Annotated in this window: 15 protein-coding genes; 5 read left to right on the forward strand and 10 right to left on the reverse strand. The window is 37.1% G+C overall.

The features are described 5' to 3' along the window. Positions 1-260: 260 nt before the first annotated feature. The 9 genes from BN1243_RS04140 to BN1243_RS04180 form a co-directional block, all read right to left on the reverse strand. Entirely contained in the window at positions 261-1415 is a 1155-nt protein-coding gene (locus tag BN1243_RS04140; RefSeq protein ID WP_062104989.1) for an N-acetylglucosamine-6-phosphate deacetylase, read from the reverse strand. 1 nt (position 1416) lies between these two features. Further along, the gene (locus tag BN1243_RS04145; protein ID WP_062104990.1) at positions 1417-2193 is read right to left on the reverse strand and encodes a glucosamine-6-phosphate deaminase; all 777 of its coding nucleotides are present in this window, start codon (positions 2191-2193) and stop codon (positions 1417-1419) included. Between the two features lie 31 nt (positions 2194-2224). Then, the gene (locus tag BN1243_RS04150; protein ID WP_230200097.1) at positions 2225-3091 is read right to left on the reverse strand and encodes a sugar phosphate isomerase/epimerase family protein; all 867 of its coding nucleotides are present in this window, start codon (positions 3089-3091) and stop codon (positions 2225-2227) included. A gap of 18 nt (positions 3092-3109) precedes the next feature. Further along, complete coding sequence (locus tag BN1243_RS04155) at positions 3110-4009, reverse strand: Gfo/Idh/MocA family protein (protein ID WP_062104992.1); 900 nt, start codon at positions 4007-4009, stop codon at positions 3110-3112. A 26-nt stretch (positions 4010-4035) separates the two neighbouring features. Continuing rightward, positions 4036-5289, reverse strand: coding sequence for a Gfo/Idh/MocA family oxidoreductase (locus BN1243_RS22455; RefSeq protein ID WP_456061828.1), 1254 nt, complete (start codon positions 5287-5289; stop codon positions 4036-4038). 109 nt (positions 5290-5398) lie between these two features. Then, the gene (locus BN1243_RS04165; protein ID WP_230200097.1) at positions 5399-6265 is read right to left on the reverse strand and encodes a sugar phosphate isomerase/epimerase family protein; all 867 of its coding nucleotides are present in this window, start codon (positions 6263-6265) and stop codon (positions 5399-5401) included. A gap of 18 nt (positions 6266-6283) precedes the next feature. Then, on the reverse strand, positions 6284-7183 hold the full coding sequence (locus BN1243_RS04170; RefSeq protein WP_062104992.1) for a Gfo/Idh/MocA family protein: 900 nt from the start codon (positions 7181-7183) through the stop codon (positions 6284-6286). Positions 7184-7209: 26 nt separating this feature from the next. After that, positions 7210-8232, reverse strand: a complete 1023-nt coding sequence (locus tag BN1243_RS04175; RefSeq protein WP_062110393.1) for a Gfo/Idh/MocA family protein — start codon at positions 8230-8232, stop codon at positions 7210-7212. Positions 8233-8345: 113 nt separating this feature from the next. Then, entirely contained in the window at positions 8346-9395 is a 1050-nt protein-coding gene (locus tag BN1243_RS04180) for a LacI family DNA-binding transcriptional regulator (protein ID WP_062104994.1), read from the reverse strand. 278 nt (positions 9396-9673) lie between these two features. Here BN1243_RS04180 and BN1243_RS04185 point away from each other — a divergent pair, with 278 nt between their 5' ends. From BN1243_RS04185 to BN1243_RS04195, 3 genes are all read left to right on the forward strand, one after another. Continuing rightward, positions 9674-10591 (forward strand): proline dehydrogenase family protein, encoded by a 918-nt coding sequence (locus tag BN1243_RS04185; RefSeq protein ID WP_062110395.1) that lies wholly within the window; start codon positions 9674-9676, stop codon positions 10589-10591. A 22-nt stretch (positions 10592-10613) separates the two neighbouring features. After that, positions 10614-12164 carry an L-glutamate gamma-semialdehyde dehydrogenase gene (gene pruA / locus BN1243_RS04190; RefSeq protein WP_062110397.1) on the forward strand — a complete coding sequence of 517 codons (1551 nt, stop codon included), beginning with the start codon at positions 10614-10616 and terminating at the stop codon, positions 12162-12164. A gap of 197 nt (positions 12165-12361) precedes the next feature. Beyond that, entirely contained in the window at positions 12362-13591 is a 1230-nt protein-coding gene (locus BN1243_RS04195; RefSeq protein ID WP_062104995.1) for a PucR family transcriptional regulator, read from the forward strand. Here BN1243_RS04195 and BN1243_RS04200 read toward each other — a convergent pair. Beyond that, positions 13571-14032, reverse strand: a complete 462-nt coding sequence (locus tag BN1243_RS04200) for a transposase (protein WP_154669798.1) — start codon at positions 14030-14032, stop codon at positions 13571-13573. The genes BN1243_RS04195 and BN1243_RS04200 overlap by 21 nt on opposite strands. 224 nt (positions 14033-14256) lie before the next feature. Here BN1243_RS04200 and BN1243_RS04205 point away from each other — a divergent pair, with 224 nt between their 5' ends. Beyond that, the gene (locus BN1243_RS04205) at positions 14257-15174 is read left to right on the forward strand and encodes a proline dehydrogenase family protein (protein ID WP_062110395.1); all 918 of its coding nucleotides are present in this window, start codon (positions 14257-14259) and stop codon (positions 15172-15174) included. A gap of 22 nt (positions 15175-15196) precedes the next feature. Continuing rightward, positions 15197-16747 carry an L-glutamate gamma-semialdehyde dehydrogenase gene (gene pruA / locus BN1243_RS04210; RefSeq protein ID WP_062110397.1) on the forward strand — a complete coding sequence of 517 codons (1551 nt, stop codon included), beginning with the start codon at positions 15197-15199 and terminating at the stop codon, positions 16745-16747. Positions 16748-16921: the final 174 nt, after the last annotated feature.

A 16921-nucleotide genomic window follows, 5' to 3' on the forward strand; every position in this document is an offset into this window, starting at 1 on the left:
ATTTTACTGTAATAAAACATTTTTTTCAAATCTTATTAATACTACTAAACTTAAGAAATACCCTTAAATTCAATGGGTGAAGGGATAGTCTATATAAGTAAACAAGGACAGTTTACCTCCCAAAGGGTATAAACTGTCCCCACTCGATAGAATATGTACCACCAGAAAGTACACTTATTTTATCATATGCTACAAAATGTGGCAATTATTTAGGAAAAATAGAATTTTGCAAAAAGGGTTGTGCAAATTCCGCAAAACGATTACACGGAATAGACTAAACATCCAGATTTGTAAGATTGTAGGACATTTATTGTGTTTTCTGGCTGTTTAAACAGTACGATATCGGCTGGCGCACCTATTGATAAACCTTGTTGCGTAGTATGCCCCATAAAAACAGATGGCCGGACCGAGGCCATTTCCCAAGCCTCTTGAATAGTAGTCACTTGGTTGTTAACTAGGTGAGCAATTCCATGTATTAACATTTGTGCAGACCCTGCTAGAATATTCGAGTTGTCCTTTGTATGCAATTTTCCTTCAGGTGTTAGAACCACTTTCCCGCCAATATGAGTATCATATTCACCAGGTTCTAACCCACTTAAATAAACGGCATCACTAACAAGCATGGCTTGGGATTCCTTCACTTTCATTGCAACTTTGAGGAATGACAAGGGCAAATGGAATCCATCAGCGATTAAACATGCCCATAAATGATCATCAGCTAATTGTTCCCAGAGATAATTAGGGTGGCGAGGTAACATTAAATGAGCACCATTGCCTATATGTGTTGACATTTTTGCTCCCGCTCGAACAGCTTCCGATATTTGCTCTGAGTTAGCAGCTGTGTGACCGATAGAAATAATTATATCATTTTCCACACATTTTTCTATAAAACTTGCTGATCCTTCCCATTCAGGGGATAAGGTGACAATTTTTATTTTTCCCTTAGCTGCATTTTGCCATTTTTGCATAAGATCCCAATCTGGTGCTTTCACATATTCTTTTCCATGAGCACCCCGAGGACCATCCTCCGGAGAGATGAATGGTCCTTCAATATGAATTCCACCGATTGTTTCACATGTCAACGGATCTTTTTCACACGCTCGAACAATCGTTCTTACCGCTTCTTCAATGGCATCGTCACTATTCGTAATGACAGTAGGATAATAAGTAGTGATGCCTTCTTTCCAAAGTTCTTTCGTTACGTCAATAACTAGTTGTTCGGAAAAAGGCAGACTATTAAAATCAAATCCACGAAAGCCATTAATCTGCAAATCAACTAGCCCAGGAGCTATATAAGGTAATGTCTCTAGTGTATCATCGTCTAGTGGCTGAATATCGGTTATGAACCCATCCTCCACTTCGATGACTGTTGGCTTTTTGGTTGCATAATGAATCCCGACAATCTGATTTTTCATATTAGTCTACCTCACCATAGGATTCATTATCTAAATAAAGAGTACAATCTGAATGCTGACGCAAAATTGAGGCGGGAACATCAGTTGAAATTCCATCGTTCAGAACTTTTTTAACCGCATTCGTTTTTGTCGGTCCAGGCACCATGCAGTATAAATGTTTTCCCGCCATTAAAGTTGGTATTGTCAATGTCAATGCATGGGTTGGAACCTCGGACAATTCCGCAAAACAACCATCATTTACTTGTTGGTTACGACTTATCGCATCTAACTCTACCATTTTAATAATATAAGGATCATGAAAATCTGCTACAGGTGGGTCATTAAATGCGATATGTCCATTTTCACCAATCCCTAAGCAGATAATGTCAATAGGTGCGTCCTGTAAAAGTTTACTATATCTTTCCATCTCTTTATCACTATCATTCATTCCGTTAATATAATGAATAACTCCAGGTTGAACCACATCAAATAATTGTATCTTTAAGAAATAACCAAAACTTTGTGGATGGTTTAGTGCAAGCCCTATATATTCATCCATATGGAATGCTGTAACACGTGCCCAATCAATATCAGCACTTTTTATAGTTTCTAGAAATTCATTTTGTGATGGAGCTGATGCAAATACCATTCGAACAGAATCTTGATTTTTTAGCAGCTCTTTTAATTTTCTAACAACCTCTTCACCAGCTGCCTGACCCATGGATAGTCGATTTTGATACACTTTTACATTAAGTTTATCGGCCCGAAAATTTTTAACAGGTTGATTTTTTGTATTCACTCTATTCGAACAAACTCCCTTCAAGTATTTTCTATGTGAGGTTTCTCATCTTTTTAATGATGTTCTGTAAACCAATTAATGTCCTATTACTGCCTTCCATTGGTGTCCCAGAAACAGGCACATAATGGGTTTCAATAGTAAACAAGCCAGTATATTGACTTTCTTCAAGTGCTTGGAGTTGATCAAGGTAAGGTACATTTCCTTCACCAATGGGAACGCATTTAGGCTCGCCATTTTCTTGAATATAAGCGTCTTTCAAGTGGATATGGCCGATCACACTTTTCACGTTTTCATAACCTTCTGGATAAGAAGAACGACCACCATACTCTTCATTTCCCGGATCCCATAATGCTTTAAGATTTGGAGAATTTACCTTTTCTACAATCCTCGCGACCTCAGACGCATAGCCCCCGTTACAAGCAACTTCATTTTCAAGTAATAAAAGTATATTTTCTTCCTCAGCACGTTTCGCAGCTTTCTTTAAATGACCTACAATCTCATCTTCGTATTTTTCAGGAGTTTCTTCCCTCCAAAAAGAAAATATTCTAATCTTGTTCGTTTTTAACCTTTTACTAATTTCAATCATTCTGTCAAGCTTTTGAAAATGTGCTTCAACACTTTCTTCTGCTTGACCAAATGTATCACCTGAAGCAACCGGCCTTGTAGGATCAAGTGCACATTTAAAGACGGGCGAAGCCACTCCCGACACAAATATATTTCTTTTTTCTATTTCACCCATCACTTTGTCCAATGTTTCATCTGTAACATCAGAGATATTCATCCCATCAAAAGTCCTAAGTTCTACATGCTTTAAATCATTGTTAACAACCCAATCCAAAGCCTCGACTAAATTCTGTGAAACTTCATCAGTGAGGATGCCTAATCGATTAAATACCAAGAAATTCATACCTCCTTTTTATAAAAGTACAGTTTTCCCCGTGGAACGGCTCTCAGTAGCAGCTTCCAGGAAGCGGATAATTTCTAATGTTTCTTCTCGATCGATAGAAGCAACACCGTCCTTGAAAAGATGGATAATTTCTTCCATCAAAGATGCGTAAAAAGGCGTCTTATCTTCACTTACATCTACAAACTGTGTTCCTTTTTCTCGATGAATAAGAGCTCCAAAAACAGAGTTCCCTTTGCGATTTCCCCGCAAACTTCCGATCCTTCCGTCCTTCCATTCTCCAACGATTAAATCATGGTCATCGTTTTTCACTACGGTTACTTTCTCGCAACCTGAACCAAGTGCACGGTAGAGCATTTCAGCCGTATGAATACCGTACCAAAATAGACCATGACTGGGCTCAATCGCAAGTGGGCCAGAACAGTCGATTCCAATAATTTCTCCTTTTTCTGGATCTGCTAACGCATTTGAAAAACCTTCACTATATCGGAGAGAGGAACAACTCATAATAGGTGTCCCATATTGATCAGATAGTTTAAAGATTTCATTGGCTTCTTTTGATGAGATGGCTAACGGTTTATCAATAAAAACGGGTTTCCCATAGGATACGATCTTTTGAAATTGTTCAAGGTGAACACGTCCATCGACAGATTCTAAAAGAATCGCATCTGACTTTTCTGCAACCTCTTCAGGGGTCTGAGCAATCTCGACGTTAAATTGATCACGCAACTCTGTTGTAAACCCTTCCACTCGAGAGTAACTAAGTTCCATGTCAGATGATCCACCTGGATAAGCAACTACTACTTCTCCCCCAGGGACATAGTGAGGATGTTGCGGATCATTTAACAGTTTCGTGAAGGCGGATACGTGTGAAGTATCTAAACCGATGATACCAATTTTCATTTTGTTCATCTCTTCATCACCCTTTATTTAAAGTATTAATAATTTACCTTAACTTCTTTTCCTGTTCTCGATGATTCATAGATTGCTAGTATTAAGTCAACGGCTTTCCTAGCCTCTTCTCCCGATACTAGAGGATCTCGATCTTCTCTTACAGCTTGAATAATGTCATCAACGAAAATATAGTGACCTTGATTGGAGATGCTTTTCGGATCATTACTTCCACCTTCTTGATTAGTTACTTCTGGCGGCCCCTCATTACTATCGATTATCTCCCATTGTTTAATCCCGCTATCCCCAAAGATGATAGAGCCTTTTTCTCCATGAATTTCAAATCTTGTTTCTTGACCAGGATAAACGGACGTAGTTCCTTGTATCACTCCAAATGCCCCGTTTTTATACTTCACTGTAATAACTGCAGTATCTTCAACATCAATGTCGCGAACTAACGGAGCCGCATAAGCAAAAACTGACTCAATATCGCCGACCATCCATTGAATTAGATCAATACCATGGACACCTTGATTCATGAGAGCGCCGCCGCCATCTAATTCCCATGTTCCTCTCCAACCTGCACTTTTGTAATATTCTGGACTACGATAGTATTTTAAATAAGCATCTCCAAGAACGAGCTTTCCAAGTTTCCCTTCCTGGATAGCATTGCGCGTAATAATAGCCGCCTCTAGTGTTCTTCGTTGATACACACCGCCTAGTTTTACATTGTTATTTCGGGCAGCAGCAATCATTTCGGTCATTTTTTCAGCTTTAATATCTAATGGTTTCTCACATAAAATATGAATACCAGCTGTGGCAGCNAAACAACCATCATTTACTTGTTGGTTACGACTTATCGCATCTAACTCTACCATTTTAATAATATAAGGATCATGAAAATCTGCTACAGGTGGGTCATTAAATGCGATATGTCCATTTTCACCAATCCCTAAGCAGATAATGTCAATAGGTGCGTCCTGTAAAAGTTTACTATATCTTTCCATCTCTTTATCACTATCATTCATTCCGTTAATATAATGAATAACTCCAGGTTGAACCACATCAAATAATTGTATCTTTAAGAAATAACCAAAACTTTGTGGATGGTTTAGTGCAAGCCCTATATATTCATCCATATGGAATGCTGTAACACGTGCCCAATCAATATCAGCACTTTTTATAGTTTCTAGAAATTCATTTTGTGATGGAGCTGATGCAAATACCATTCGAACAGAATCTTGATTTTTTAGCAGCTCTTTTAATTTTCTAACAACCTCTTCACCAGCTGCCTGACCCATGGATAGTCGATTTTGATACACTTTTACATTAAGTTTATCGGCCCGAAAATTTTTAACAGGTTGATTTTTTGTATTCACTCTATTCGAACAAACTCCCTTCAAGTATTTTCTATGTGAGGTTTCTCATCTTTTTAATGATGTTCTGTAAACCAATTAATGTCCTATTACTGCCTTCCATTGGTGTCCCAGAAACAGGCACATAATGGGTTTCAATAGTAAACAAGCCAGTATATTGACTTTCTTCAAGTGCTTGGAGTTGATCAAGGTAAGGTACATTTCCTTCACCAATGGGAACGCATTTAGGCTCGCCATTTTCTTGAATATAAGCGTCTTTCAAGTGGATATGGCCGATCACACTTTTCACGTTTTCATAACCTTCTGGATAAGAAGAACGACCACCATACTCTTCATTTCCCGGATCCCATAATGCTTTAAGATTTGGAGAATTTACCTTTTCTACAATCCTCGCGACCTCAGACGCATAGCCCCCGTTACAAGCAACTTCATTTTCAAGTAATAAAAGTATATTTTCTTCCTCAGCACGTTTCGCAGCTTTCTTTAAATGACCTACAATCTCATCTTCGTATTTTTCAGGAGTTTCTTCCCTCCAAAAAGAAAATATTCTAATCTTGTTCGTTTTTAACCTTTTACTAATTTCAATCATTCTGTCAAGCTTTTGAAAATGTGCTTCAACACTTTCTTCTGCTTGACCAAATGTATCACCTGAAGCAACCGGCCTTGTAGGATCAAGTGCACATTTAAAGACGGGCGAAGCCACTCCCGACACAAATATATTTCTTTTTTCTATTTCACCCATCACTTTGTCCAATGTTTCATCTGTAACATCAGAGATATTCATCCCATCAAAAGTCCTAAGTTCTACATGCTTTAAATCATTGTTAACAACCCAATCCAAAGCCTCGACTAAATTCTGTGAAACTTCATCAGTGAGGATGCCTAATCGATTAAATACCAAGAAATTCATACCTCCTTTTTATAAAAGTACAGTTTTCCCCGTGGAACGGCTCTCAGTAGCAGCTTCCAGGAAGCGGATAATTTCTAATGTTTCTTCTCGATCGATAGAAGCAACACCGTCCTTGAAAAGATGGATAATTTCTTCCATCAAAGATGCGTAAAAAGGCGTCTTATCTTCACTTACATCTACAAACTGTGTTCCTTTTTCTCGATGAATAAGAGCTCCAAAAACAGAGTTCCCTTTGCGATTTCCCCGCAAACTTCCGATCCTTCCGTCCTTCCATTCTCCAACGATTAAATCATGGTCATCGTTTTTCACTACGGTTACTTTCTCGCAACCTGAACCAAGTGCACGGTAGAGCATTTCAGCCGTATGAATACCGTACCAAAATAGACCATGACTGGGCTCAATCGCAAGTGGGCCAGAACAGTCGATTCCAATAATTTCTCCTTTTTCTGGATCTGCTAACGCATTTGAAAAACCTTCACTATATCGGAGAGAGGAACAACTCATAATAGGTGTCCCATATTGATCAGATAGTTTAAAGATTTCATTGGCTTCTTTTGATGAGATGGCTAACGGTTTATCAATAAAAACGGGTTTCCCATAGGATACGATCTTTTGAAATTGTTCAAGGTGAACACGTCCATCGACAGATTCTAAAAGAATCGCATCTGACTTTTCTGCAACCTCTTCAGGGGTCTGAGCAATCTCGACGTTAAATTGATCACGCAACTCTGTTGTAAACCCTTCCACTCGAGAGTAACTAAGTTCCATGTCAGATGATCCACCTGGATAAGCAACTACTACTTCTCCCCCAGGGACATAGTGAGGATGTTGCGGATCATTTAACAGTTTCGTGAAGGCGGATACGTGTGAAGTATCTAAACCGATGATACCAATTTTCATTTTGTTCATCTCTTCATCACCCTTTATTTAAAGTATTAATAATTTACCTTAACTTCTTTTCCTGTTCTCGATGATTCATAGATTGCTAGTATTAAGTCAACGGCTTTCCTAGCCTCTTCTCCCGATACTAGAGGATCTCGATCTTCTCTTACAGCTTGAATAATGTCATCAACGAAAATATAGTGACCTTGATTGGAGATGCTTTTCGGATCATTACTTCCACCTTCTTGATTAGTTACTTCTGGCGGCCCCTCATTACTATCGATTATCTCCCATTGTTTAATCCCGCTATCCCCAAAGATGATAGAGCCTTTTTCTCCATGAATTTCAAATCTTGTTTCTTGACCAGGATAAACGGACGTAGTTCCTTGTATCACTCCAAATGCCCCGTTTTTATACTTCACTGTAATAACTGCAGTATCTTCAACATCAATGTCGCGAACTAACGGAGCCGCATAAGCAAAAACTGACTCAATATCGCCGACCATCCATTGAATTAGATCAATACCATGGACACCTTGATTCATGAGAGCGCCGCCGCCATCTAATTCCCATGTTCCTCTCCAACCTGCACTTTTGTAATATTCTGGACTACGATAGTATTTTAAATAAGCATCTCCAAGAACGAGCTTTCCAAGTTTCCCTTCCTGGATAGCATTGCGCGTAATAATAGCCGCCTCTAGTGTTCTTCGTTGATACACACCGCCTAGTTTTACATTGTTATTTCGGGCAGCAGCAATCATTTCGGTCATTTTTTCAGCTTTAATATCTAATGGTTTCTCACATAAAATATGAATACCAGCTGTGGCAGCAGCAATCGCTACCTCTGCGTGATTTCCACTAGGAACACAAATCGAGACAATATCAATCGATTCACTTGCAAACATATCTTCATAATTGGTATAGACTTTAGCTGAACTTGCATATTCTTTAGCTAACTTGTCCGCCTTTTCAATTTCGATATCGCAAATTGCAATCAATTCAGCTTCATTATGGGCTGTAATAGCTTTAGCATGAAAATCCGATATAACACCTGCGCCAACAATGGCAAATTTCATTTTATCCGACAAAAGGATCACCTCGTAACTTTGTACTTGATATATTTTTAGATTATTACTACAGCAAATTATATTCTAGAAACCGATTACTATTCTTAATAACTTAAATTTAATCATAAACTTTCTTCAATTATCGATACTGATTTACGTTCCACAATTTTTGGTTGCAACATAATATTAACATTTTCCTTTACTTTTCTACTTAATGTATCTAGCAGTAAATTACACGCCATCCTTCCCATTTCGTAATCGGGTTGTTGAATAGTTGTTAAAGGAGGAGTTACCATCTCCGCAAACTCTATATTGTCAAACCCCATAACCGATATTTGATCTGGAATCCTTATCCCTTGCGTTGCTAGTTCATTCATGACACCAAATGCTGTCATATCATTACAACAAAAAATTGCTGTTGGTAATTCTTGCTTTTCAAGTAATTTTTTCGTCATTTCAATGCCATTATGAAATTCATAGTTTTTTTCCGAATCCTCTTCTTCCCTTGCAGCTATTTGAATCCATTCTTCCTTGATTTGCACACCATGTTGATCTAATGCATCCCTATAACCATGATAGGTGCTTCTTCGACTAGGCCTGCTTAAAGGGGAACTAATAAACGCAATTTTTCTATGACCTTTATTTATTAAATATTCAACAGCCATAAATCCCCCTTTGCGATAATCGAAATGAATTTGACTACTGTTTAATCCTTCAACCGTTTGGTCAAAAGCTACTAGATTCAAACCTTTTTCGATCAATTCTCCTAGTAATCTTTGGTTTGAAGAAATAGAGGAAACAATCACCCCCTTGACCTGTTTTTCAAAAAGGGTTTTTACATATTTCTTTTCAAGTTCAGGATTCCTATGTGAGTTACATAATAAAACATGGTACCCACGGCTTTGGGCAATATCCTCGATTCCTAATACAAGAGATGCATAGAAAGGGTTTGTAATAGAAGGAATAATGACACCAATTGTCATACTATTATTTGTCTTCAATTGTCTTCCAATCATATTGGGTATGTAGTTTAACTCTTTCGCAACTTTTAGGATCTTCTCACGGAGATCTTTTTTTACGGGATAGTCACTATTGCTTAAGACCCGTGATACAGTTGCTGTTGAAGTGTTTGCTTTTTTGGCAATATCATAAATTGTAATATGTTTTTTCATCCATATACTCACCTTTTTACAATGTCGACTTTTATAATCAAAATCACATTTCATAATGTAATCGGTTTCTATTAGGAAAATGATAACAAACTTCTCACCGTATATCAATCCATTTCGCAAAAGATTCCAAAATTACACGGAAGTTAATTTATTTAAATACTGCGAATTGTCTCTTATCTACAATTAAATCTTCAAATAATTGTTTTAAACAAACATTGTTAGATTAATTGCGAGGTAATACGATTGATTTGGAATTGATTTTTAAAGGCGGAGATGATATGCAAGCAATCACTAGGAATGTATTCTTGTTCATGTCTAAAAATAAAGTGCTCAATAGAATCGCAAAGAAAAGAGGAGTTCATTTTGTTTCAGGGAAAATCATCGGAGGAAAGGATTTTTTAAAAACGATTCCTTACATCCAAAAACTAAATGAGAGCGGTTTATCCACTACAGTCGATCATCTTGGTGAATTTGTTAACTCTAAGGATATTGCTAAAGAAAGGGCTAATGAATGTATTCATACTATTCAAATGATTAAAGATAAAAAACTTGATTCTCATGTTTCACTAAAGCTAACTTCTTTAGGCTTAGATATTAGCCGTGATCTCTTAATAAAAAACATGGTAAACATTTTGGATGAGGCAGAAAAAAGCAATGTCATGATTACTATCGATATGGAGGATGCCACTCGTTGTCATGAAACGATTCATTTATTTAAGCAATTTAAAGAATCTTATACCTGTGTAAGTACCGTGCTCCAAGCCTATTTATATCGTTCTGAACAGGATTTGAAAGATCTTAGCACGTACCAACCATTTTTACGGTTAGTTAAAGGTGCGTATAAAGAATCCCCTAACGTCGCCTTTGCTGATAAGAAAGATGTAGATGATAACTATAAAAAGCTGATTAAGCACAGCTTAGAATACGGCCTTTATACTGCTATTGCCACTCATGACGATACTATGATCGACTACACTAAAGAATTGGCTACAAACTTGAACATATCTAAGCAGCAATTTGAATTTCAAATGTTGTATGGAATGCGAAATAATTTGCAGTCAATCCTAGTTCAGGATGGCTATAAAGTGAGGGTTTATGTACCTTATGGTGAGGATTGGTACGGTTACTTTATGAGAAGGTTAGCAGAAAGGCCTGCAAATATTGCTTTTGCATTTAAGGGACTAACAAAAAAATAGTTAAATACATTTTTTAGGAGTGATAGTATTGATTACGTATAAACATGAACCTTTTACTGATTTTACGAAAGAAAAAAATCAAAAAGAATTTGCTAAAGCTATACAACTTGTTGAAAGTTATCTAGGAAAAGACTATCCGCTAATCATCAATGGCGAGTCTATCACTACGGAAGATCATATTATTTCTATTAATCCAGCGAATAAAAAAGAGGTTATAGGACGTGTCTCAAAAGCAGATCGAAAAATGGTCGAACTTGCAATGGAAAGTGCCTTAAGGGCATTTGAAACATGGAAAAAAACGAAACCTGAAGTTCGAGCAAATATCCTTTTTAAAGCTAGTGCCATTATTCGTCGCCGTAAACATGAGTTCTCTGCATTGTTAGTGAAGGAAGCTGGAAAACCATGGAACGAAGCGGATGCAGATACTGCGGAAGCCATTGATTTCTTGGAATATTATGGACGACAAATGTTAGAAATGAAGAACGGAAAAAAAGTGGAGAGTAGACCTGGTGAATATAATCGCTATGACTATATTCCACTCGGCGTAGGTGTGGTCATTTCACCGTGGAATTTTGCCTTCGCAATCATGGCAGGAACTACCGTAGCTGCACTTGTTTCAGGGAATACGGTACTGTTAAAACCTGCATCAACGACACCGATTATTGCAGCAAAATTTATTGAGGTGTTAATAGAAGCTGGCTTACCAAAAGGTGTAGTAAATTTTATACCAAGTAGTGGATCGGAAATTGGTGATTACATTGTCGATCATCCTAAAACACGATTTATTAGCTTTACTGGTTCTCGAGAAGTAGGTACTCGCATTTATGAACGTGCTGCAAAAGTAAATGAGTCACAAATTTGGTTAAAGCGTGTCATCGCTGAAATGGGAGGTAAAGACACGATTATCGTTGATACAGAAGCTGACTTAGAACTGGCTGCCCAATCCATAGTTCGTTCAGCTTTTGGTTTCTCCGGACAAAAATGCTCTGCATGTTCCCGTGCGATCATTGTAGAGGATGTTTACGATCAAGTTTTAGGCCGTGCGGTTGAATTAACGAAAGAACTAACCGTAGGGGATCCAACAAATCCAGATCATTTTATGGGGCCAGTTAATGACCAAAATGCTTTTGATAAAATAATGAACTATATTGAAATTGGCATGGATGAAGGTCGGTTAATGATTGGTGGAGCAGGTGATGACACAATAGGCTATTTCATACAGCCGACCATTTTTGCAGATGCTGACCCTAATGCTCGGATTATGCAAGAGGAAATTTTTGGACCTGTAGTAGCATTTTCTAAAGCTAGGGATTTTACGCACGCAATCAAAATAGCCAATAACACAGAATATGGATTAACAGGAGCAGTCATTTCAAATAACCGCGATCATTTAGAACAAGCGCGCGAAGATTTTCATGTTGGGAATCTATATTTCAATCGTGGCTGTACAGGTGCTATCGTTGGTTATCAACCATTTGGAGGCTTCAATATGTCAGGTACAGATTCGAAAGCAGGCGGTCCTGATTATCTCCTCCTCCATTTACAAGCAAAAACAACTTCGGAAATGCTTTGAATAAGGAAAGCGAAAATGCACTGTTTAGCGAAGTACAAACTTCGGTCCCTTTGACTTATCATAGGGGATGAGCTCTGAACAAATTGCATGCATCGAGCTAGAAATAAGGGAGTGTCTCCTTTATCTCTAGCTTTTTTTACTGTCTAAGCTATCACTATGGTAGACTATGGTAAGAATGCTTTGCGAGGTGAATATTCTTGAAGCCATTATTAGAAAAAATCTTTACACTATCTGATATTGATGAAATAGCCGATTTAATAAGCAATCATTTAAAAAAACCGATCATTATTGAAGATCATCAATTTTCTTTATTGGCCTATAATTCCTTTTACATTGACCGGTTTGATGAGGTAAACAAATTAACGATCTTTGCAAAACGTTGGCCAATTTCCATTGTAGAAAAATTTTTCGATGAAGGGATTGTGGACCAACTTAAAACATCTTCAAAACCTTTCAGAGTTAAGGAAATGAAAGAAATTGGCCTTAATCAGAGGGTTGTTGTAAGCGCTAAATATAAAGGGACAATCTTAGGCTATATATGGATACAAGAAACAGCTCCTCTACTGACTGACAAAGAATTTGCATTCATACACGAGGTTTCTTCTCATATTGCTAAGCTACTATATGAAAACAATCAAAATAAACTTAAGAAAAGCCAAGAAAAAGATATATTTTTCAAAAAAGTTATAGGTGACTTTTATCAAACAGAGAAACAAATGAAGTCGGCAGCAGCTAATGTGAATGTTAAGTTCCCAAAATTTTTTATTCTAAATGTATTTTCCGTACCTCAAGAAAACGAACATATTTTTAACGATCTTTTAGATAGAATAATACTGTATTTAAATACTTTAAAATACCCTACTCATCTATTTACAGATCATTTAAAAATTATCGTTTTAATTGGAAGTGACTTAGCTCCTTCTCGCGAATTAACGGAAAGTACCAAAAACTTAACATCCCTTATTTTAGATCATTTTCCAGAACAAACCATTTATTCTGGCATCAGTAATGAACACTCATCTGTTCTCAAATTAAAACATAGCTACTTAGAAGCACTTGAAGTGATAAAAACGGGAAAATTCCTAGGTTTAGGCAAGCTCCCCTCTTTCGAATACAAAAACCTTGGGATTTTGCGGTATCTTGAAACGATTTCTAGCTATCACACAAAATTAAATTATACTAATAGTGATTTATTAATCTTAAAGCAGAAAGATGAGGAAAGCCAAACAAGCTTAATCGAAACATTAGAGTTGTTTTTATTAAATAACTGTCGTTTAAAGCCATCAGCTGAACAATTATATATTCACACGAATACATTAAAATATCGATTAAATCAAATTGCAGAATTAACTTCAATTCAATTTGATAGCTTTCTAATGAATTGTCAATTATATATTGATATACAGTTAATGAAAACGGATGAATAAAGGGGCTGTCCTATAAGTCCCTCGAATAAAACAGGAGGAGAAAAATGACACTTTTTTCTCCTCCTGTTTTTGTGTTTTTTTGCTTATTACCTGAAAATAGCTGGCTATTTTCAGGAGATTGTGAGCCAAGGCCACAATTCCGAATTCAGTGTGGACCTTTTCAAGACCCCGTAGTAAATATCTACGGAATGACCGATTGCCCTTGATGTGACCGAACACGCTTTCCACCTCAATCTTGCGCCGAGCGTAGATAGCTGCCTTCTTATCACATTCAAGGGCTGTTTTTGCTTTTGTTTTCATTTCTTCGAAAATCGGATTCCAATGAACTTNTGCTGTTGAAGTGTTTGCTTTTTTGGCAATATCATAAATTGTAATATGTTTTTTCATCCATATACTCACCTTTTTACAATGTCGACTTTTATAATCAAAATCACATTTCATAATGTAATCGGTTTCTATTAGGAAAATGATAACAAACTTCTCACCGTATATCAATCCATTTCGCAAAAGATTCCAAAATTACACGGAAGTTAATTTATTTAAATACTGCGAATTGTCTCTTATCTACAATTAAATCTTCAAATAATTGTTTTAAACAAACATTGTTAGATTAATTGCGAGGTAATACGATTGATTTGGAATTGATTTTTAAAGGCGGAGATGATATGCAAGCAATCACTAGGAATGTATTCTTGTTCATGTCTAAAAATAAAGTGCTCAATAGAATCGCAAAGAAAAGAGGAGTTCATTTTGTTTCAGGGAAAATCATCGGAGGAAAGGATTTTTTAAAAACGATTCCTTACATCCAAAAACTAAATGAGAGCGGTTTATCCACTACAGTCGATCATCTTGGTGAATTTGTTAACTCTAAGGATATTGCTAAAGAAAGGGCTAATGAATGTATTCATACTATTCAAATGATTAAAGATAAAAAACTTGATTCTCATGTTTCACTAAAGCTAACTTCTTTAGGCTTAGATATTAGCCGTGATCTCTTAATAAAAAACATGGTAAACATTTTGGATGAGGCAGAAAAAAGCAATGTCATGATTACTATCGATATGGAGGATGCCACTCGTTGTCATGAAACGATTCATTTATTTAAGCAATTTAAAGAATCTTATACCTGTGTAAGTACCGTGCTCCAAGCCTATTTATATCGTTCTGAACAGGATTTGAAAGATCTTAGCACGTACCAACCATTTTTACGGTTAGTTAAAGGTGCGTATAAAGAATCCCCTAACGTCGCCTTTGCTGATAAGAAAGATGTAGATGATAACTATAAAAAGCTGATTAAGCACAGCTTAGAATACGGCCTTTATACTGCTATTGCCACTCATGACGATACTATGATCGACTACACTAAAGAATTGGCTACAAACTTGAACATATCTAAGCAGCAATTTGAATTTCAAATGTTGTATGGAATGCGAAATAATTTGCAGTCAATCCTAGTTCAGGATGGCTATAAAGTGAGGGTTTATGTACCTTATGGTGAGGATTGGTACGGTTACTTTATGAGAAGGTTAGCAGAAAGGCCTGCAAATATTGCTTTTGCATTTAAGGGACTAACAAAAAAATAGTTAAATACATTTTTTAGGAGTGATAGTATTGATTACGTATAAACATGAACCTTTTACTGATTTTACGAAAGAAAAAAATCAAAAAGAATTTGCTAAAGCTATACAACTTGTTGAAAGTTATCTAGGAAAAGACTATCCGCTAATCATCAATGGCGAGTCTATCACTACGGAAGATCATATTATTTCTATTAATCCAGCGAATAAAAAAGAGGTTATAGGACGTGTCTCAAAAGCAGATCGAAAAATGGTCGAACTTGCAATGGAAAGTGCCTTAAGGGCATTTGAAACATGGAAAAAAACGAAACCTGAAGTTCGAGCAAATATCCTTTTTAAAGCTAGTGCCATTATTCGTCGCCGTAAACATGAGTTCTCTGCATTGTTAGTGAAGGAAGCTGGAAAACCATGGAACGAAGCGGATGCAGATACTGCGGAAGCCATTGATTTCTTGGAATATTATGGACGACAAATGTTAGAAATGAAGAACGGAAAAAAAGTGGAGAGTAGACCTGGTGAATATAATCGCTATGACTATATTCCACTCGGCGTAGGTGTGGTCATTTCACCGTGGAATTTTGCCTTCGCAATCATGGCAGGAACTACCGTAGCTGCACTTGTTTCAGGGAATACGGTACTGTTAAAACCTGCATCAACGACACCGATTATTGCAGCAAAATTTATTGAGGTGTTAATAGAAGCTGGCTTACCAAAAGGTGTAGTAAATTTTATACCAAGTAGTGGATCGGAAATTGGTGATTACATTGTCGATCATCCTAAAACACGATTTATTAGCTTTACTGGTTCTCGAGAAGTAGGTACTCGCATTTATGAACGTGCTGCAAAAGTAAATGAGTCACAAATTTGGTTAAAGCGTGTCATCGCTGAAATGGGAGGTAAAGACACGATTATCGTTGATACAGAAGCTGACTTAGAACTGGCTGCCCAATCCATAGTTCGTTCAGCTTTTGGTTTCTCCGGACAAAAATGCTCTGCATGTTCCCGTGCGATCATTGTAGAGGATGTTTACGATCAAGTTTTAGGCCGTGCGGTTGAATTAACGAAAGAACTAACCGTAGGGGATCCAACAAATCCAGATCATTTTATGGGGCCAGTTAATGACCAAAATGCTTTTGATAAAATAATGAACTATATTGAAATTGGCATGGATGAAGGTCGGTTAATGATTGGTGGAGCAGGTGATGACACAATAGGCTATTTCATACAGCCGACCATTTTTGCAGATGCTGACCCTAATGCTCGGATTATGCAAGAGGAAATTTTTGGACCTGTAGTAGCATTTTCTAAAGCTAGGGATTTTACGCACGCAATCAAAATAGCCAATAACACAGAATATGGATTAACAGGAGCAGTCATTTCAAATAACCGCGATCATTTAGAACAAGCGCGCGAAGATTTTCATGTTGGGAATCTATATTTCAATCGTGGCTGTACAGGTGCTATCGTTGGTTATCAACCATTTGGAGGCTTCAATATGTCAGGTACAGATTCGAAAGCAGGCGGTCCTGATTATCTCCTCCTCCATTTACAAGCAAAAACAACTTCGGAAATGCTTTGAATAAGGAAAGCGAAAATGCACTGTTTAGCGAAGTACAAACTTCGGTCCCTTTGACTTATCATAGGGGATGAGCTCTGAACAAATTGCATGCATCGAGCTAGAAATAAGGGAGTGTCTCCTTTATCTCTAGCTTTTTTTACTGTCTAAGCTATCACTATGGTAGACTATGGTAAG

The sequence above is a fragment of the Bacillus niameyensis genome (assembly GCF_001375535.1).
Lineage (GTDB): Bacteria > Bacillota > Bacilli > Bacillales > Bacillaceae_C > Lederbergia > Lederbergia niameyensis.

Excerpts from the sequence above, each read along its gene's own strand:
- BN1243_RS04140 (WP_062104989.1), bottom strand. The coding sequence starts at position 1,415 with ATGAAAAATCAGATTGTCGGGATTCATTATGCAACCAAAAAGCCAACA.
- BN1243_RS04175 (WP_062110393.1), bottom strand. The coding sequence starts at position 8,232 with ATGAAATTTGCCATTGTTGGCGCAGGTGTTATATCGGATTTTCATGCT.
- BN1243_RS04180 (WP_062104994.1), bottom strand. The coding sequence starts at position 9,395 with ATGAAAAAACATATTACAATTTATGATATTGCCAAAAAAGCAAACACT.
- BN1243_RS04205 (WP_062110395.1), top strand. The coding sequence starts at position 14,257 with ATGCAAGCAATCACTAGGAATGTATTCTTGTTCATGTCTAAAAATAAA.
- BN1243_RS04185 (WP_062110395.1), top strand. The coding sequence starts at position 9,674 with ATGCAAGCAATCACTAGGAATGTATTCTTGTTCATGTCTAAAAATAAA.
- BN1243_RS04155 (WP_062104992.1), bottom strand. The coding sequence starts at position 4,009 with ATGAACAAAATGAAAATTGGTATCATCGGTTTAGATACTTCACACGTA.
- BN1243_RS04170 (WP_062104992.1), bottom strand. The coding sequence starts at position 7,183 with ATGAACAAAATGAAAATTGGTATCATCGGTTTAGATACTTCACACGTA.